The 16,045-nt window shown below is 70.6% G+C and carries 19 protein-coding genes and 1 tRNA gene; 10 read left to right on the top strand and 10 right to left on the bottom strand.

The genetic code is table 11. The features are described 5' to 3' along the window. Positions 1–7 precede the first annotated feature (7 nt). On the bottom strand, positions 8–790 hold the full coding sequence (gene otsB, locus ABZ477_RS01210) for a trehalose-phosphatase (protein ID WP_360126609.1): 783 nt from the start codon (positions 788–790) through the stop codon (positions 8–10). After that, the gene (locus tag ABZ477_RS01205) at positions 787–2,217 is read right to left on the bottom strand and encodes a trehalose-6-phosphate synthase (RefSeq protein WP_360126606.1); all 1,431 of its coding nucleotides are present in this window, start codon (positions 2,215–2,217) and stop codon (positions 787–789) included. Before ABZ477_RS01205 ends, otsB begins: the two co-directional genes overlap by 4 nt. A 163-nt stretch (positions 2,218–2,380) precedes the next feature. On the opposite strand from ABZ477_RS01205, the gene ABZ477_RS01200 reads away from it, so the two are divergent. After that, entirely contained in the window at positions 2,381–2,635 is a 255-nt protein-coding gene (locus ABZ477_RS01200) for a hypothetical protein (protein WP_360126603.1), read from the top strand. A 15-nt stretch (positions 2,636–2,650) separates the two neighbouring features. Here the strand turns inward: ABZ477_RS01200 and ABZ477_RS01195 are convergent, their stop codons facing one another. The 4 genes from ABZ477_RS01195 to ABZ477_RS01180 are packed head-to-tail and all read right to left on the bottom strand — an operon-like array spanning position 2,651 to position 5,783. Next, a complete protein-coding gene (locus tag ABZ477_RS01195; protein ID WP_360126600.1) occupies positions 2,651–3,097 on the bottom strand; it encodes a GNAT family N-acetyltransferase in 447 nt (148 codons plus the stop codon). Between the two features lie 34 nt (positions 3,098–3,131). Then, complete coding sequence (locus ABZ477_RS01190; protein ID WP_360126597.1) at positions 3,132–4,319, bottom strand: acetyl-CoA C-acetyltransferase; 1,188 nt, start codon at positions 4,317–4,319, stop codon at positions 3,132–3,134. Continuing rightward, positions 4,316–4,999, bottom strand: a complete 684-nt coding sequence (locus tag ABZ477_RS01185; protein ID WP_360126594.1) for a CoA transferase subunit B — start codon at positions 4,997–4,999, stop codon at positions 4,316–4,318. The genes ABZ477_RS01190 and ABZ477_RS01185 overlap by 4 nt, the downstream gene beginning before the upstream one ends. A 1-nt stretch (position 5,000) precedes the next feature. Then, positions 5,001–5,783, bottom strand: coding sequence for a CoA transferase subunit A (locus tag ABZ477_RS01180; RefSeq protein ID WP_360126591.1), 783 nt, complete (start codon positions 5,781–5,783; stop codon positions 5,001–5,003). A gap of 128 nt (positions 5,784–5,911) precedes the next feature. Here ABZ477_RS01180 and ABZ477_RS01175 point away from each other — a divergent pair, with 128 nt between their 5' ends. Further along, positions 5,912–6,703 (top strand): IclR family transcriptional regulator, encoded by a 792-nt coding sequence (locus ABZ477_RS01175; RefSeq protein WP_360126588.1) that lies wholly within the window; start codon positions 5,912–5,914, stop codon positions 6,701–6,703. A gap of 6 nt (positions 6,704–6,709) precedes the next feature. Here ABZ477_RS01175 and ABZ477_RS01170 read toward each other — a convergent pair whose 3' ends face one another. Beyond that, positions 6,710–7,609 carry an alpha/beta hydrolase gene (locus tag ABZ477_RS01170; protein WP_360126585.1) on the bottom strand — a complete coding sequence of 300 codons (900 nt, stop codon included), beginning with the start codon at positions 7,607–7,609 and terminating at the stop codon, positions 6,710–6,712. Next, complete coding sequence (locus tag ABZ477_RS01165) at positions 7,606–8,358, bottom strand: 3-hydroxybutyrate dehydrogenase (RefSeq protein WP_360126582.1); 753 nt, start codon at positions 8,356–8,358, stop codon at positions 7,606–7,608. Before ABZ477_RS01165 ends, ABZ477_RS01170 begins: the two co-directional genes overlap by 4 nt. Before the next feature lie 121 nt (positions 8,359–8,479). Here ABZ477_RS01165 and ABZ477_RS01160 point away from each other — a divergent pair, with 121 nt between their 5' ends. Then, a complete protein-coding gene (locus ABZ477_RS01160; RefSeq protein ID WP_360126579.1) occupies positions 8,480–8,911 on the top strand; it encodes a MarR family transcriptional regulator in 432 nt (143 codons plus the stop codon). Further along, complete coding sequence (locus ABZ477_RS01155; RefSeq protein ID WP_360126576.1) at positions 8,908–10,134, top strand: MFS transporter; 1,227 nt, start codon at positions 8,908–8,910, stop codon at positions 10,132–10,134. Before ABZ477_RS01160 ends, ABZ477_RS01155 begins: the two co-directional genes overlap by 4 nt. A 164-nt stretch (positions 10,135–10,298) precedes the next feature. Here the strand turns inward: ABZ477_RS01155 and ABZ477_RS01150 are convergent. Beyond that, positions 10,299–10,374, bottom strand: a tRNA-Lys gene (locus ABZ477_RS01150). Between the two features lie 91 nt (positions 10,375–10,465). Here ABZ477_RS01150 and ABZ477_RS01145 point away from each other — a divergent pair. From ABZ477_RS01145 to ABZ477_RS01130, 4 genes are all read left to right on the top strand, one after another. Beyond that, on the top strand, positions 10,466–11,323 hold the full coding sequence (locus ABZ477_RS01145) for an inositol monophosphatase family protein (protein WP_360126573.1): 858 nt from the start codon (positions 10,466–10,468) through the stop codon (positions 11,321–11,323). After that, positions 11,320–11,904, top strand: coding sequence for a hypothetical protein (locus ABZ477_RS01140; protein ID WP_360126570.1), 585 nt, complete (start codon positions 11,320–11,322; stop codon positions 11,902–11,904). Before ABZ477_RS01145 ends, ABZ477_RS01140 begins: the two co-directional genes overlap by 4 nt. A gap of 6 nt (positions 11,905–11,910) precedes the next feature. Further along, on the top strand, positions 11,911–12,450 hold the full coding sequence (locus ABZ477_RS01135) for a YaeQ family protein (RefSeq protein WP_360126567.1): 540 nt from the start codon (positions 11,911–11,913) through the stop codon (positions 12,448–12,450). Between the two features lie 210 nt (positions 12,451–12,660). Then, entirely contained in the window at positions 12,661–13,842 is a 1,182-nt protein-coding gene (locus ABZ477_RS01130) for a S8 family peptidase (RefSeq protein ID WP_360126564.1), read from the top strand. Positions 13,843–13,874: 32 nt separating this feature from the next. Here ABZ477_RS01130 and ABZ477_RS01125 read toward each other — a convergent pair whose 3' ends face one another. Next, positions 13,875–14,291 (bottom strand): NUDIX domain-containing protein, encoded by a 417-nt coding sequence (locus ABZ477_RS01125; protein WP_360126561.1) that lies wholly within the window; start codon positions 14,289–14,291, stop codon positions 13,875–13,877. 49 nt (positions 14,292–14,340) lie between these two features. Between ABZ477_RS01125 and ABZ477_RS01120 the strand changes: the two genes are divergently transcribed. Both ABZ477_RS01120 and ABZ477_RS01115 read left to right on the top strand, forming a co-directional pair. Continuing rightward, the gene (locus ABZ477_RS01120) at positions 14,341–15,822 is read left to right on the top strand and encodes an SDR family NAD(P)-dependent oxidoreductase (protein ID WP_360126558.1); all 1,482 of its coding nucleotides are present in this window, start codon (positions 14,341–14,343) and stop codon (positions 15,820–15,822) included. Continuing rightward, a complete protein-coding gene (locus ABZ477_RS01115) occupies positions 15,819–16,040 on the top strand; it encodes a hypothetical protein (RefSeq protein ID WP_360126555.1) in 222 nt (73 codons plus the stop codon). The genes ABZ477_RS01120 and ABZ477_RS01115 overlap by 4 nt, the downstream gene beginning before the upstream one ends. The last annotated feature ends 5 nt before the right edge of the window (positions 16,041–16,045 follow it).

Raw genomic sequence — 16,045 nt, 5'->3', positions numbered from 1 at the left:
CGGAAGTCTATTCCCGCGGCGCACTGCGGCGGTGCGCGAGCGAGGCGAGCAGTTCCGCCATCGCGGGGATGTCGCGCACCGAGATCGCGGCCGCCGTCGGGCCTCCCCCGACGTGCACGCCGAGGTCCTGCGGCAGCAGGCGCTTGAGCGCGTCCTCGTCGGTCACGTCGTCGCCCGCGAACAGCACGGCCGCCGCACCTGTGCAGTCGCGGAGGGCGGCGACGGCAGCATCCTTGCCCTCGTGCCGGAAGGCGAACTCGATGATCCCGTGGCCCGAACGGCGTCGCCAGTGGGGCGCCTCGGCGGCGACGATGCGATCCGCCCGGCGGTTCGCGAGGTGCGCGGTCTCGGCATCCGCCCGCCTCGTGTGGACACCGAATCCGAAGGTCTTCGGCTCGATCCAGACGCCATCGAGGTCGCTCGTGGCCTGCTCGGCCTCGGTGCGCAGGCGGTCGCGCAGCTCGACGGCGCCGGGCTCGTCGACGGGGTCGATGCGCCCCTCCCCCGGGATCCAGTACTCCGCCCCGTGCGAGCCGGCCAGCAGGAGCGGCGAGTCGTCGCCGTGCTCGGCGATGAGGCGCAGGTCGCTGAGGCTCCGGCCCGAGACGAGGGCGACGAACGTGTCGGGCACAGCGACGAGCGCCTCGACCGCTTCCCGTGCCGCGGGCAGCATGCGGGCGTCCATCGGTTCGTCGATCAGCGGCGAGAGCGTGCCGTCGAAGTCGAGGGCGACCAGGAGCGGCGTCGGCGCGACGATCCGGTCGAGCGCCTCGTCGGTGGTCATCGTCATGACGTCGTCCCTTCCTTGGCGCGCCTCACGCCGTCCAGTGCCGCGAGGAACGAGTGCGACCAGCGGGCGATGTCGTTCTCGATGACCTTCTTGCGCAGGGCCCGCATGCGGCGGCCCTGCTCGCTCGCGGGCATCTCGACAGCCCGCATCATCGCTTCCTTCAGCCCGTCGATGTCGTGCGGGTTGATGCGTATGGCGCTGCCGAGCTCGTCGGCGGCTCCCGCGAACTCGCTCAGCAGCAGCACGCCGCGGTTGTCGATGCGGCTCGCGACGTACTCCTTCGCGACGAGGTTCATGCCGTCCCGCAGCGCCGTGACGAGCATGACGTCGGCGGCGAGGAAGAGCGCCACCATCTCCTCGCGCGGGTACGCCTGGTGCAGGTACCGGATCGCGGTGTGGCCGACGGTGTCGTGGTCTCCGTTGATGCGACCGACGGTCAGCTCGATCTCGTCGCGCAGCTGGATGTAGGCGTCGACGCGTTCGCGGCTGGGGCTCGCGACCTGCACGAGCGTGGCGTCCTCGACCGTGAGCCGGCCGTCCTCGAGCAGCTCGCCGAACGCCTTGAGCCGGTGGCGGATGCCTTTCGTGTAGTCGAGTCGGTCGACGCCGAGGAACACCGTCTTCGGATTGCCCAGGCCCTCGCGGATCTCCGCCGCGCGAGCGCGGATGTCCGAGCGCTGCGCGAGTTCGATGTACGACGTCGCGTCGATCGAGATCGGGAACGCCTTCGCCAGGGCCGTGCGGGTCGAGCCATCCGCCTGAGGCACGTGGATGCCGGACGCCTTCGTCTCGAAGCGCAGCTGCCGGCGCACGGCGCGCGCGAAGTTCGAGGCATCCGTGACCCGCTGGAAGCCGATGACATCGGCTCCCAGCAGTCCCTCGAGCACCTGCCGACGCCACGGCAGCTGCGAGTACAGGCCGTATGCGGGGAAGGGAATGTGGTGGAAGTAGCCGATCGTCAGGTCGGGCCGGGCCTCGCGGAGCATCGCCGGGACGAGCTGAAGCTGGTAGTCCTGCACCCAGACCGTTGCGCCTTCGGCGGAGACGGATGCTGTCGCTTCGGCGAAGCGCCGGTTCACCGCGACGTAGGCGTCCCACCACACGCGCCGGTAGCGCGGCTCGGCGATGACGTCGTGGTACAGCGGCCAGATCGTGTCGTTCGAGAAGCCTTCGTAGTAGTTCTCGATCTCCTCGGCGCTCAGCGCCACGGGGACGAGGTGCGTGCCCTCGAACTCGAAGGGCTCGACCTCGACGTCGGGCTGACCGGGCCAGCCGACCCAGGCTCCGTCGGCGCGCCGCATGACCGGCTCGAGGGCCGTGACGAGGCCACCCGGCGATCGGCGCCAGCTGTCGCCGTCCTCGTCCGAGCCTGAGACGCGGTCCACGGGCAGCCGGTTTGCGACGACGACGAGTTCTGCCAGTGACACATTCGCTCCGGTTCCGTATGGGTGGGACCAGGCTAACAGCGGGCCCGTCGTGCCTGCGGGGGCATGCGTCCGGCGGCGGCGCATGCTAGGGCACGCGCGTCCGCGGGGGAAGACAGCCTGTCGCGCCGTGCGGTTGCGGGCGTCGTGCCGCTAGCGTGGGCCCATGCGCAAGTACCTGTTCGGCACGGGCCTCCTCGGCGTCATCACGGGCGGCATCGCGCTGTTGCGCGCGCTCCAGAACAACGCGCCGTTCACGTGGCGCGTCGCGCTGGCGTGGCTGAGCTGGGCGATCTCGCTCGTCCTGGCGATCGGTGCGATCGTGGACGTCCGCCGTGCCGGCCAGGGCCAGACGGTTGCGCCGGACTCGCCCATCGCGGGCCACGAGGACAAGATCCTCCAGAAGCGGCTCAGGCGCTGAGCGGGCGCCCGCGCGTCAAGCGTGCAGCGGGATCTCGTAGTGCACGAATCCCGTGCTCGTCGCCACGCGGTCGTACAGCGCCCGCGCCGTCTCGTTCGACTGCTGCGTGAGCCAGTAGACCTTCCGGCATCCGGCGTCGTCGGCCCATGAGCGGACATGCTCGATGAGCGCGCGCCCGACGCCCCCGCCACGCGTGGCCGGTGCCACGAACAGGTCTTCGAGATAGCAGTACGTCGTCGTGGTCCAGGTCGCGCTGTGCGTGAGCCAGTGCACGATCCCGACGGCCCGGCCGTCGGCATCCCGTGCGACGGCGCCGTGCAGCTCCTCACCGGCGATGAGCCGCTCGAAGGTCGCGTCTGTCACCTCGTCCGACAGGGATGCCTCGTAGAAGGTCAGATAGCCGCGCCACAGCGCGAGCCACTCGTCGCGGTCGGATACAGCGAGGGGCGCGATCGTCGTCACCCGCACGACGCTACCGCGCCCCTCGCTCTCGTGCTCAGCGCGTCAGGATGAGTGCGTCGCCCTGGCCGCCGCCACCGCACAGCGCGACGGCGGCTGTACCGCCTCCACGGCGCACGAGCTCGTGCACGGCGTGCACGACGAGCCGGTTGCCCGACGCTCCGATCGGATGTCCGATCGCGATCCCGCCGCCGTGCGGGTTCACGATATCGTCCGAGAGCCCGAGCTCGGCCTGCGACCGCGCGACGACGGCGCCGAAGGCCTCGTTGATCTCGACGAGGTCGAGATCGTCGACGGACAAGCCCTGCTTGCCGAGCGCCTTCTCGATCGCCCGCGCGGGCTGCGAGTGCAGCGAGTTGTCGGGGCCTGCGACCTGGCCCGCCGCGCCGACGACGGCGAGCACGGGCCAGCCCTGCTCGTCGGCGTGCGAGCGCGTCGTCAGCACGACCGCAGACGCCCCGTCCGAGATCTGCGACGAGTTGCCCGCCGTGATCGAGCCGCCCTCCGCGAACGCGGGGCGCAGGTTCGCGAGCGTCTCGACCGTGGTCTCGGGTCGCACGCCCTCGTCCTTGGTCACGATGACGGGGTCGCCCTTTCGCTGCGGGATCTCGACGGGGACGATCTCGGCCTCGAAGAGACCGTCGGCTTGTGCGGCCGCGGCGCGCTGGTGCGACCTCGCGGCGACAGCATCCTGAACCTGACGTGTGATCTCGAGGCGGCCGTTGTGCCGCTCGGTGGACGCGCCCATGCTCTCGCGGTCGTAGGCGTCGGTGAGTCCGTCGTAGGCCATGTGGTCGAGCACCTCGACCGAGCCGTACGCCCAGCCGTCGCGGGAGCCGGCCAGCAGGTGCGGTGCGCGGGTCATCGATTCCATACCCGCCGCGACGACGACGGTCGCGTCGCCGAGCTTGAGCATGCGCGCGGCGTCGATGACGGCCGTGAGCCCCGAGAGGCAGACCTTGTTGACCGAGCCCGCGTGGACGTCCCAGCCGATGCCGGCGCCGACGGCGGCCTGCCGAGCGGGGTTCTGTCCCGCCCCGGCGGGGAGCACCTGACCGACGAGCACGGCGTCGACGGCCTTCGGCGGGATGCCGCCCTGGGCGAGCGCGCCCTTGATCGCGATGGAGCCGAGCTGCACCGCAGTGAGCGGCGCGAGCTGACCCTTGAGCCGCCCCTGCGGAGTGCGCGCGGCGGCGACGATGACGACGTCGTCGTTGTTGTTCATGCTTCGATCCTCATCTCGATACGCTCGTTCCTCGCTACTCGATGGCCGGGGGCGACGATGAGCTCCGGCTCGGTCGCCGCGACGACCTCGTCGACTGTCACCCCGGGGGCGAGCTCGACGAGCACGAGGCCTTCCTCGGTCACGTCGATGACGGCGAGGTCGGTGATGATGCGGTCGACGACGCCGCGGCCGGTGAGCGGCAGCGAGCATTCGTCGACGATCTTGGCGGAGCCGTCGCGTGCGACGTGCTCCATGAGGACGATGACGCGCCCGGCGCCGTGGACGAGGTCCATCGCGCCGCCGGGACCCTTGACCATCTTCCCCGGGATCATCCAGTTCGCCAGGTCGCCGGACTTCGACACCTGCATCGCGCCGAGGATCGCGGCGTCGATCTTGCCGCCGCGGATCATGCCGAAGCTCGTCGCGGAGTCGAAGAACGCCGCGCCCGGCAGCGTCGTGACGGTCTCCTTGCCGGCGTTGATGAGGTCGGGATCGACGTGCTCCTCGGTCGGGTACGGGCCGACGCCGAGGATGCCGTTCTCGGACTGCAGCACGACCGTGACGCCCTCGGGCACGTAGTTCGGCACGAGGGTCGGAAGGCCGATGCCGAGGTTGACGTACGCGCCGTCGCCGAGCTCGCGCGCCGCGCGCGCCGCCATCTCGTTGCGGGTGAGGGCCATGTCAGTTCTCCGATCCCTGGGCCTGGGTGACTGTCCGACGCTCGATGCGCTTCTCGATCCCGGATCCGACTTCGATGATCCGGTGCACGAAGATGCCGGGGAGGTGGATGCTGTCGGGGTCGAGTTCGCCCGGCTCCACGAGCTCTTCGACCTGCGCGATGCACACGCGCCCGGCCATCGCCGCGAGGGGGTTGAAGTTGCGCGCCGACTTGTTGAACACGAGGTTGCCGTGGCGGTCGCCCTTCAGCGCATGGACGAGCGCGAAGTCGGTGGTGATGGCCTCCTCGAGCACGAACTCGCACGGCTCGCCCGCGAAGTCGAACGTGCGGACGTCCTTCTTCGGCGAGGCCACCGCGATGCCGCCCTGACCGTCGTACTTGCGCGGCAGGCCGCCCTCGGACACCTGCGTGCCGACGCCCGTCTGCGTGAAGAAGGCCGCGATGCCGGAGCCTCCTGCACGGAGCTTCTCGGCGAGGGTCCCCTGCGGCGTGAGCTCGAGCTCGAGCTCACCCGACAGGAACTGCCGCTCGAACTCCTTGTTCTCGCCCACGTACGACGACGTCATCTTGCGAATGCGCTTCGCGTTCAGCAGGACGCCGAGACCCCAGTCGTCGACGCCGCAGTTGTTGCTCACGATGCTGAGGTCGCTCGTCCCCTGGGCGAGCAGCGCCTCGATGAGGGCGATGGGGTTGCCCGAGAGCCCGAACCCGCCTACTGCGAGGCTCGCTCCATCCGGGATGTCGGCGACGGCCTCCGCCGCCGACCCCACGGTCTTGTCGATCACGTGTCACTCCTTCGTCGCGCGTGCGCTCGCCCGCGACTGCGCGGGTCCCGTCCATCCTGCGCCCGGCGAGGTCGGGAGCGGGCGACCGCGCTTGCCATGTGGATGCGAGGACGCCTAGTGTCCATATCGTGGACACCACCGCGAACCGGAGCGTGCCCGGCGCGCAGTCGGTGGCGCGCGCGGCGCGCGTGCTGCGGCTCGTCACTTCTGCCGGCGACGACGGGCTCGCGGTCGCGGACCTCGCTCGCCGCGCTGAGCTGACCCGCCCGACCGCGCACCGGCTCCTGACCGCCCTGCGCCACGAGGGCCTCGTCGACCAGGACGAGCGCACGGGACGATGGATGCCGGGACCCGAGCTCTACTTGATGGGCACGGTCGCGGCATCCCGCTACGACATCACGGCCATTGCACGCGACATCGTCCGCTCGCTCGCCGTGCGGACGGAGGAGAGCGCGTTCCTCTCGGTCCGCCGCGGCGACGAGACCGTATGCCTCCTGCGCGAGGAGGGCAGCTTCCCGATCCGGTCGTTCGTGCTCTCCGAGGGCGTGCGCTTCCCGCTCGGCGTCGCGTCGGCCGGCCTCGCGATCCTCGCGTTCCTCCCTCCCCACGATGTGGACGCGTACTTCGAGCGGCATCCCGAGCTCGGCGAGCGATGGGGATCCTCGCACTCCGAGCCGCGGCTGCGCACGAGGCTGCGCGAGACGCAGGCCCGCGGCTACGCCCTGAACCCCGGCCTCATCGTCGAGGGCAGCTACGGCCTGGGCGCCGCGGTGTTCACGAAGGAGGGGCACCCGCAGTGGGCCCTGAGCCTCACGGGTGTCGAGTTCCGCTTCGGCGCCGATCGCCTCCCCGAGCTCGGCCGCACCCTCCTCGCGCACGCCCACCAGCTCACGACCCGCGTGGCCGCGGGAGGGCGCTGACGCGGCTCAGTCGCGTGCAGCCTCGAGCTCGCGCTCGATGACCGAGGCGACAGCATCCGCCCCCTCCGCCGACATCACGATCGTGTAGTGGTTGAAGCCCTCGACGCGCTCGTGACGCACGCCGGGGATGGCGGCGAGGACGCGCTCGAGGTGCGCGGGCGGGTAGAGCCCCGGCTCCTGGTCGAGCAGGCCGCGCGGCACCGTCACGAGAACGGCGGGATGCCGCAGCTCGGCCAGCGCGTCCCTCAGCGCCGACCCCGTGTTCATGTCGATCGTGTCGTCGACGGTCGTCGAGTAGCTCGTCGCGGGGCGGAACGCGTCGCCAGCCGGGACCAGGTCGTAGGCGAGGTAATCCTCGAGCTCGGGCGTCCAGTCCTGCTGGAAGGCGGGATGCTGTCGCCAGAAGTCGAGGTACTCCCGCACGTCGGCGAACCTCATCGAGAGCCGCGCAGCCGTAGGACCGAGGATCGTCGAGACGAGCTCGTCCGGATCGAGTCCCTGCGGTACGTCGAGCGGGAGTCCGCCGTCGACGAGGACGAGACGTGACACGCGTTCGGCGTGCCGGTGCGCGAAGACGACCGCCACGAAGCCGCCCATCGAGTGGCCGGCCACCACGGCCCGCGGAACGTCGAGCGCATCGAGGACGGCGGCGAGATCGGCGGCGTGCACAGCCATGCCCGCAGGACCCTCGAGCTCGTTGCTGCGGCCACGACCGCGCAGGTCGGGAGCGATGACCCGCACGCCGGGCAGCCGCTCCGCGACGAAGGGCCACGCACGGTGGGATGCTGTCACTCCGTGCACGGCGAGGACATCGGCGCGGGCGGGGCCGACGGGGTCCCAGACGCCGACGCGCAGCATCCCACCCGCCACGGGGACGTCGACCGTCCGGTGGGTGTGGGTCGTCATCGCGCCGTCCACCCGCCGTCCATCGTGTAGGAGGCGCCCGTCACCATGCCCGCCTTTTCGGAGGCGAGCCATCCCGCGAGCGACGCGACCTCGTCGGCCTCGACGAGGCGCTTGACGGCGATCTCGCCGAGCATGACCTTCTCGACGACCTCGCTCTCGGGGATGCCGTGGATGCGCGCCTGATCGGCGATCTGCTTCTCGACGAGTGGAGTGCGGACGTACGCGGGGTTGATGCAGTTGCTCGTGACGCCGTGCGAGCCGCCCTCGAGCGCCGTGACCTTCGACAGCCCCTCGAGCCCGTGCTTGGCCGCGACGTACGCCGATTTGAAGGCGCTCGCGCGCAGCCCATGGGCGCTCGAGATGTTGATGATGCGACCCCAGCCGCGCTCGTACATGCCTGGCAGCGCCGCGCGGATCAGGAGGAACGGCGACTCGAGCATGAGCCGCAGGATGAGCCGGAACATGTCGGGCTCGAACTCGTGGATGGGTGCGACCTTCTGGATGCCCGCGTTGTTCACGAGGATGTCGACATCCAGGACGAGGTCGTCGAGCGCCGCCGTATCCGCGAGGTCGACGACCCACGCCTCGCCGGAGATCTCGGATGCCGCCGTCTGCGCCGCATCGGCGTTGAGGTCGGCGATCGTGACGTGGGCGCCGCGCCGTGCGAACTCCCGCGCGCACGCGAGCCCGATGCCGCTCCCTCCGCCCGTCACGAGCACGCGCCTGCCCTCGAGATCCTGCTCCGTCACGGCTCCTCCAACCCGCCCGGCGGCCTGCTGCACGGGTAGTGCGAATTTATGAACCGGTGCTCGGCATCGTCAACCCGTACAGATGAATACCTACGGTATATAGCGTGGGTATGCTTATCGAGTGACCCATCAGCACGACATCGAGACCTTGATCGTCGCCGCGCACGCCCTCACGCGCGTCGCGGCCCTGGAGACGCAGAGCGACACCCCCGCAGCGCAATGGCGGACGCTCACGATCCTGCGCGCCCGCGGTCCCCTCCGCGTCGGCGATCTGGCCCGGCTGAGCCGCGTCACCCAGCCCGGCATGACGCGCCTCGTGGGCCAGATGGACGACCTCGGCCTGGTCGAGCGGTCGACGGATGCCGCGGACTCGCGCGTCACGATCGTCACGGTCACTCCCCTCGGCCTCGAGGCGCTCGAAGCGTGGATCGTGCAGCTCACCTCGGCTCTCGCGCCGCATTTCGAGGACCTCACGGAGTCCGAGTGGGACGCGCTGCGCACAGCCGCCGCCATCCTCGCGCGCAAGACCGCGGCTGTGGAGGTCGCCCGATGAGCGGGGGCGCGAGCGTCAGCGTGTGGCGCCAGCCGGGCCAGGTATGGGCCGTCGCATTCGCCTGCGTCGTCGCCTTCATGGGCATCGGCCTCGTCGATCCGATCCTGCCCGCGATCGCCGAGTCGCTCCACGCGAGCCCCGTGCAGACCGAGCTGCTCTTCACGAGCTACCTCCTCGTGACCGGCCTCGCGATGCTCGTCACGAGCTGGATCTCCAGCCGCATCGGCGCGAAGGCGACGCTCCTGACCGGGCTGGGGCTCATCGTCGTGTTCGCGCTCCTGTGCGCCCTGAGCGGCAGCGTCGATGCCATCATCGCGTTCCGCGCCGGCTGGGGCCTGGGCAACGCCCTCTTCATCTCGACCGCGCTCGCGACGATCGTCGGCGCAGCCTCGGGCGGAAGCGGCGCCGCGATCATCCTCTACGAGGCCGCGCTCGGCCTCGGCATCGCGATCGGACCGCTCCTGGGCGGCATCCTCGGGGAGGTGAGCTGGCGCGGCCCGTTCTTCGGCGTCGTCGCGCTCATGGCGATCGCGTTCGTGGCGGTGCTCGTCCTGCTGCGCGGACCGGTCGAGAAGCGCGCGCCCGTGCCGCTCTCGGCGCCGTTCCAGGCGCTCCGCCGGCCCGCGCTCGCGATCCTCGCCGTCGCGGCCCTGTTCTACAACATCGGGTTCTTCGTGCTCCTCGCCTTCTCGCCGTTCCCGCTCGGTTTCGGGGCGATGGGCATCGGGCTGACGTTCTTCGGCTGGGGCGTCGCCCTCGCCGTGACGAGCGTGTGGGTCGCTCCCCTCCTGCTGCGCCGATTCGCACGCACGACCGTCATGCTCGCCGTGCTGCCGCTGCTCGCCGTGGACCTCCTCGCAGCGGCCGTGTTCGTCGAGAGCAGCGCCGCGCTCGTGGCGTGCATCGTCGTCGGTGGCCTGCTCCTCGGCGTCATGAACACGGTCCTGACCGAATCGGTGATGGAGGCGACCGACCTGCCGCGCTCGGTGGCGTCCTCCGCGTACTCGGCCGTGCGCTTCCTCGGCGGCGCCGCCGCTCCCCCACTCGCGGCGCTCCTCTGGCACGCCTACGGCGCCGCCGTGCCCTACGTCTTCGCCGCGGCATCCGTCCTCGTCGCGGCGGGCACGCTCGCCGTCGGCCGCAAGGCTCTCCGGCACATCGACGAGGTCGAGGCGGATGCTGCCGACGAGGCCACCGCGGTCCTCGTGGGCGACGCTGCCTGAGCCGCACCCGTGCCGAACTCCGGCAGCGTGTGACGACACGCCGGGCGTTCGCGGACGTCGCGGCGACTCGTGCACCGCGGAGCCGGAGTTCGGCACGCCCGACCGCCTGTCTCGCAGCGCCGAAACGAGAAATGGGCCCCGCTGACGCGGAGCCCATTTCTCGTTGGTGCACCCCCTGGGACTCGAACCCAGAACCCACTGATTAAGAGTCAGTTGCTCTGCCGATTGAGCTAGAGGTGCTCGTTTCGCACTTGGCGAACCGAGGGTCAACGTTACATCACGATCCCGCCACATGGAAATCGAGGCATATGCGCGCGATTATCCTTGATCAGTGCCCTCCCCCCTCCCACCCGGGTCCTTCGCCGCGCCCTTCGACGGCGACCTCGGCGACGACCTCGCGTTCGCGCTGAAGCTCGCGGATGCCGCGGACGCAGCGTCGATGGCACGCTTCGACGCACCGGATCTGGACGTCCAGACGAAGACGGACGCGTCGCCGGTGACGGAGGCGGATCTCGCGACGGAGCGCGCGATCCGTGAACTGATCGAGGCGGAGCGGCCCGACGACGGCGTCTTCGGCGAGGAGTTCGGCGCGACCAGCAGCACGGGAAGCGCCGACCGGCAGTGGGTCATCGATCCGATCGACGGCACGGCGAACTACCTCAAGGGCATCCCGATGTGGTCGACCCTCATCGCACTGAGCATCGACGGAGTCCCCCGGGTCGGAGTCGTGAGCCAGCCCGCGATCGGGCGACGCTGGTGGGCGGCATCCGGCCTCGACGCGTGGACGAACACGACCGACGGCGCAGAGCGGCGCATCTCGGTCTCGGGCATCGACTCGATCGATGCCGCGAGCGTGAGCTTCCAGAGCATCGGGCAGTGGCGCGGCGCCGGCGAGCTCGACGCGCTCGAGCGCCTCACGGCGGCCGTGTGGCGCGACCGCGGCTACGGCGACGCCTGGCCGTACATGCTGCTGGCCGAAGGGCGTCTCGAGCTCGTCGCCGAGTTCGACGTCAAGGAATACGACGTCGCCGCCCACGTGCCGATCATCACGGAGGCAGGCGGACGCTTCACGTCGTACTCCGGCGCCGACTCGATCTCCGAGCGCTCGTCGCTCGCGACGAACGGCATCCTCCACGAGGCCTTCCTCGCTCTCCTCCACTCCCCCGCCACCCCGGAGCCTCTTCGATGACCCGATCCCTCACGCGGCTCGCCGCGATGCTCGCCATCGCCTCGACCGCGCTGCTCGCGAGCGCCTGCGCCCCTTCGGCCCCCGTCACCGAGCCCGAGCCCAGCGAGACCGTCGACGCGAGCGTCGAGTCGCCGGCGCCCGAGCCCGAGACCACGCCCGACGTCGAGCCCGCGGCGACGGAGGAGCCGACCTGCGAGACGATCATCCCGCCCGAGACGGCGGCCGACTTCGCATCGCTGGGCTGGACGAATCTCGCCGACATCTTCCAGGTCGCGAGCGTCCAGATCCCCGAGGGACTGCAGTGCGTGTGGGGGGATTTCAGCACGGCGACCGACCACGTGCAGATCTACGGCTGGGCCCCGATCACCGCGGAACAGGCCGCGACCGCCGAGAACGAGCTCGTCGCCGACGGATGGATCCGCGAAGACAGCGCCGAGGGCGTCTACATCACCGAGAACCCCGAGACAGCTGCCAACGTCGACGAGCAGGGCTACGGACTGACGTACCTCTTCGGTGACGGCTGGGTCAAGTACGCCGATACGAAGCAGGGCATCGTGCTCGTGGAGTGGTCGCAGGGCTGACCCGCCATGGCCCTCGGCGCGACGATCCACACCTTCGACGTCCAGCTCGCCGACGTCGATCGGGGCGTGTACGAAGACCTCACGCTCCGCGTAGCGCGGCATCCATCCGAGACGGACGCGTTCATGCTGACCCGCGTGCTCGCCTACTGCCTCGAGTTCGAGGACGGCATCGCGTTCAGCGAGGGGATCTCGGCGACGGACGAGCCGGCCGTCCTCGTCCGCGATCTCACGGGCCGTCTCACGGCCTGGATCGAGGTCGGGGCGCCGGATGCCGCGCGCCTGCACTCCGGGAGCATGCAGGCCGATCGCACGGTCGTGTACACGCACCGCGATCCCGACAAGGTCGCCGCGGCGTGGACAGGCAAGCGGATCCACCGCGCCGAGGCGATCGCCCTGCGCAGCTTCGATCCGGGCTTCATCGATGCCGCTGTCGCCGTCCTCGCGCGCCGCAGCACCATGACGCTCTCGATCATCGAGCGTCGCCTGTACCTCGAGCTCAACGGCGAGACCCTCGAGTCCGCTGTGCACGAGCGGCCGGCCGTCTGACGGACGGGATGCTGTCCCCTCGCCCCTCCGTCGGGAGAAGGCGGATCGCCCTCAGCTGACGGCGACTGCGATCGAGGGTCGCGCGCTCCGGGCCCCACCCAATATCGTCGGGCTATCGCGCCCACTCGGGCGTCGATGTCTCCTGGCGGCACGACGCGACACGCCGCCGAGGCGGCTCGGAAGTTCCACCGAGACGATCCGGAGTTCCTCATGTCGGTCCCCTCCACCCGGCGACTCGTGCTCGCCATGACCACGGCGACCATCGCCCTTCTCACGGCTCTCGCCGCCGCACCGCCGGCCACCGCGGCGCCGCGCGCGACAGCATCCGCCACCGCGGCCGCGCCCATCAGCGTCTCGGCGGCCGCCGCGATCGACGGCCGCTACATCGTGATGCTCAAGCCGATCGCCGCCGTTGAGGCTGCGATCGCGAAGCTCGCGACCCACCTCCCCACCGGAGCGATCACCCGCACCTACGCCGCGCTCGGCGGATTCGCCGCGAAGCTCACCCCCGCTCAGGTCGCGGTCATCGCGAAGAGCCCCCTCGTCGAGTCCGTCGAGCAGGATTCCGTCGTGACGACGCAGGAGACGTGGGGACTCGACCGCATCGACCAGCCGAGCCTTCCGCTCGACGACAGCTACAGGCCGTCCGGCACGGGTGCGGGCGTCCGCGCGTACATCATCGACACCGGGATCCAGACCGCGCACCCCGACTTCTCGGGCCGCGTCACGAGCGGCTACACGTCGATCAAGGACGGCCGCGGAACCGAGGACTGCAACGGCCACGGCACGCACGTCGCCGGCACGGTCGGCAGCACGACGTACGGTGTCGCGAAGTCGGTGTCCCTCGTGGCCGTCAGAGTGCTCGGCTGCAACGGCTCGGGGTCGAACTCGGGCGTCATCGCCGGAATGGACTGGGTCACGGCGCACGCCGTTCGCCCGGCCGTCGCGAACATGAGCCTCGGCGGGATCTACAGCATCTCGACCAATCTCGCCGTCAAGCGCATGACCGACAAAGGCATCACGCTCGCGGTCGCCGCAGGCAACGACAGCGCCTCGGCGTGCTACTTCTCCCCTGCGTCGGCGGGCTCCGCGCTGACCGTCGCAGCGACGACGCGCACCGACGCACGCGCCTCGTTCTCGAACTACGGCGGATGCGTCGACCTGTTCGCGCCCGGAAAGGACATCACCTCGACGTGGATCGGCGGCGCGACCAAGACGATCTCGGGCACGTCGATGGCGTCTCCGCATATCGCCGGCATCGCCGCGCTCGTGCTGCAGGCCGATCCGTCGGCGAGCCCGGGGACCGTCGCGAGCACGATCAAGGCTGACGCGGCCCGCAACAAGGTGAGCAATCCCAGCGGCACCCCCAACCTCCTCGGCCAGGTGCCGTAGCGGGCTCGATACCCTGGTCGGCGCCGTGGAGGTCAGCCGGGCAGGAAGTTCTCGCGCGCGAGCGGGGCGATCTCCAGCTGCTCGGCATCCGCCCGCGAGATCCAGCGGAGCTCCGCGATCTCGGCGCCGATCACGGGATGCTGCTCTCCGAGCTCGACCTCGAACACGTCGGCCACGACGAGGAACCCCGGTTCGTTCGCGGCATCCGCCGTGAACACGCCCAAGGGTCGCAGCCTCGCAGCCGGGACATCCACGCCGAGCTCCTCCAGGAGCTCCCGGCTGAGCGTCTGGCTCGCGCTCTCGCCGGCCTCCGGCTTGCCCCCCGGCTGCATGAACGCGGTCGTCCCCGCCTTGCGGACGAGCAGCAGCCGGCCTTCGTCGTCGACGATGACGGCCGCCGAGACGCGGATGCTGCGCTGCACGGCGGGAGGAGCATCCGGAATCGTCACGCCAGCACGCTAACAGGTGGCACGCAACCGGGCATCGATAGAATCGCGTGTGCCTCCCGAGATCCCCGACGCCTCCGACCTGCCGCCGAGCGGCATCGACCCGAGCGATCTCGAGGTCACCCTCCGAGTCCTGCACGGCATGGCCGGCCTCGACGAGACGCACCCGGATTTCGTCGCCGTGCGGCGCGCCACGGCGAAGATGTTCAAGGCCGTCAAGAAGGTGCGCCGCCAGGAGATCCGGGATGCTGTCGCCCAGGCCGACCGCGCCGTCGTCGCGGCGACGGCCACCGGGGCGCCGGACCGCATCGACGACGAGACGCGCGGCATCCCGATCAGCACGCGCACGACCGCTCCGACCGCCGGGATCCTGAAGAAGGCCCGCGGCTGCTACATCTGCAAACAGCCGTACACGATCGTCGACGCCTTCTACCACCAGCTCTGCCCGACCTGCGCCGCCCTGAGCCACGCGAAGCGCGAGGCCCGGACGGACCTCACGGGCAAGCGCGCGCTGCTCACGGGCGGCCGGGCCAAGATCGGCATGTACATCGCGCTCCGGCTGCTCCGGGACGGCGCCCACACGACTATCACGACGCGCTTCCCGCGCGACGCCGTGCGCCGGTTCAGCAGCCTGCCGGATGCTCCGGAGTGGATCGACCGGCTCAAGATCGTCGGCATCGACCTGCGTGATCCGGCGCAGGTGATCGGCCTGGCCGAGGACGTGGCCGCGGCCGGAACCCTCGACATCCTCATCAACAACGCCACGCAGACGGTCCGCCGCTCTCCCGGCGCCTACCAGCCGCTCGTGGACGCGGAGCTCGCCCCCCTGCCGAACGGTCCGCTTCCCGAGCTCGTGACGTTCGGCCACACGAACGACCGGCATCCGCAGGCCCTCGAGCGCTCGGTGACGGCGCACCCGATCCTCGCCGCGGCCGCCGCCCGTGCCGACGAGCTCACCGAACAGGCGATGGCCGCGGGATCCAGCTCGCTCGAGCGCCTCGCCGCCGGGACCGCGATCGACGCGGGCGGCCTCATCCCCGACCTCGACCACTCGAACTCGTGGGTGCAGCGCGTCGATGAAGTGGACCCGCTCGAGATGCTCGAGGTCCAGCTCGCCAACACGACGGCGCCGTTCCTGCTCGTGTCGAAGCTGCGACCGTCGATGGCGGCGAGCCCCGCGCGGCGCACGTACGTCGTCAACGTGAGCGCGATGGAGGGGGTCTTCAACCGCGGCTACAAGGGCCCCGGCCACCCGCACACCAACATGGCGAAGGCCGCCGTGAACATGCTCACCCGCACGAGTGCGCGCGAGATGTTCGAAACCGACCGCATCCTCATGACGAGCGTCGACACCGGCTGGATCACGGACGAGCGCCCGCACCCCACGAAGGTGCGGCTGGCTGAAGAGGGCTTCCACGCGCCGCTCGACCTCGTCGACGGCGCGGCGCGCGTGTACGACCCCATCGTGCGTGGCGAAGCGGGCGAGGACCTCTTCGGGGTCTTCCTCAAGGACTACGCCCCGAGCAAGTGGTGAGCCGGATCCGGCTTCCCGAGCCGGGGCACCGCGTCGTCGTGCGCTACCTGCTCCCGTCGGGGCAGGCGACCGACGCCCTCGGCGAGCTGCTGAGCGCGGATGCCGACACGGTCGTCGTGGACGGCAAGCGCGGCGTCGAGGTCATCGCGCGCGCCGACATCATCGCCGCGAAGGAAGTCCCTCCACCGCCCGGGCCACGACGGGCGGTCATCGAGTAGGCACG

This window comes from Microbacterium sp. NPDC019599 (assembly GCF_040632175.1).
In the GTDB taxonomy this organism is placed as follows: Bacteria; Actinomycetota; Actinomycetes; order Actinomycetales; family Microbacteriaceae; genus Microbacterium.
This window is presented reverse-complemented; position numbering and strand designations above follow the sequence as displayed.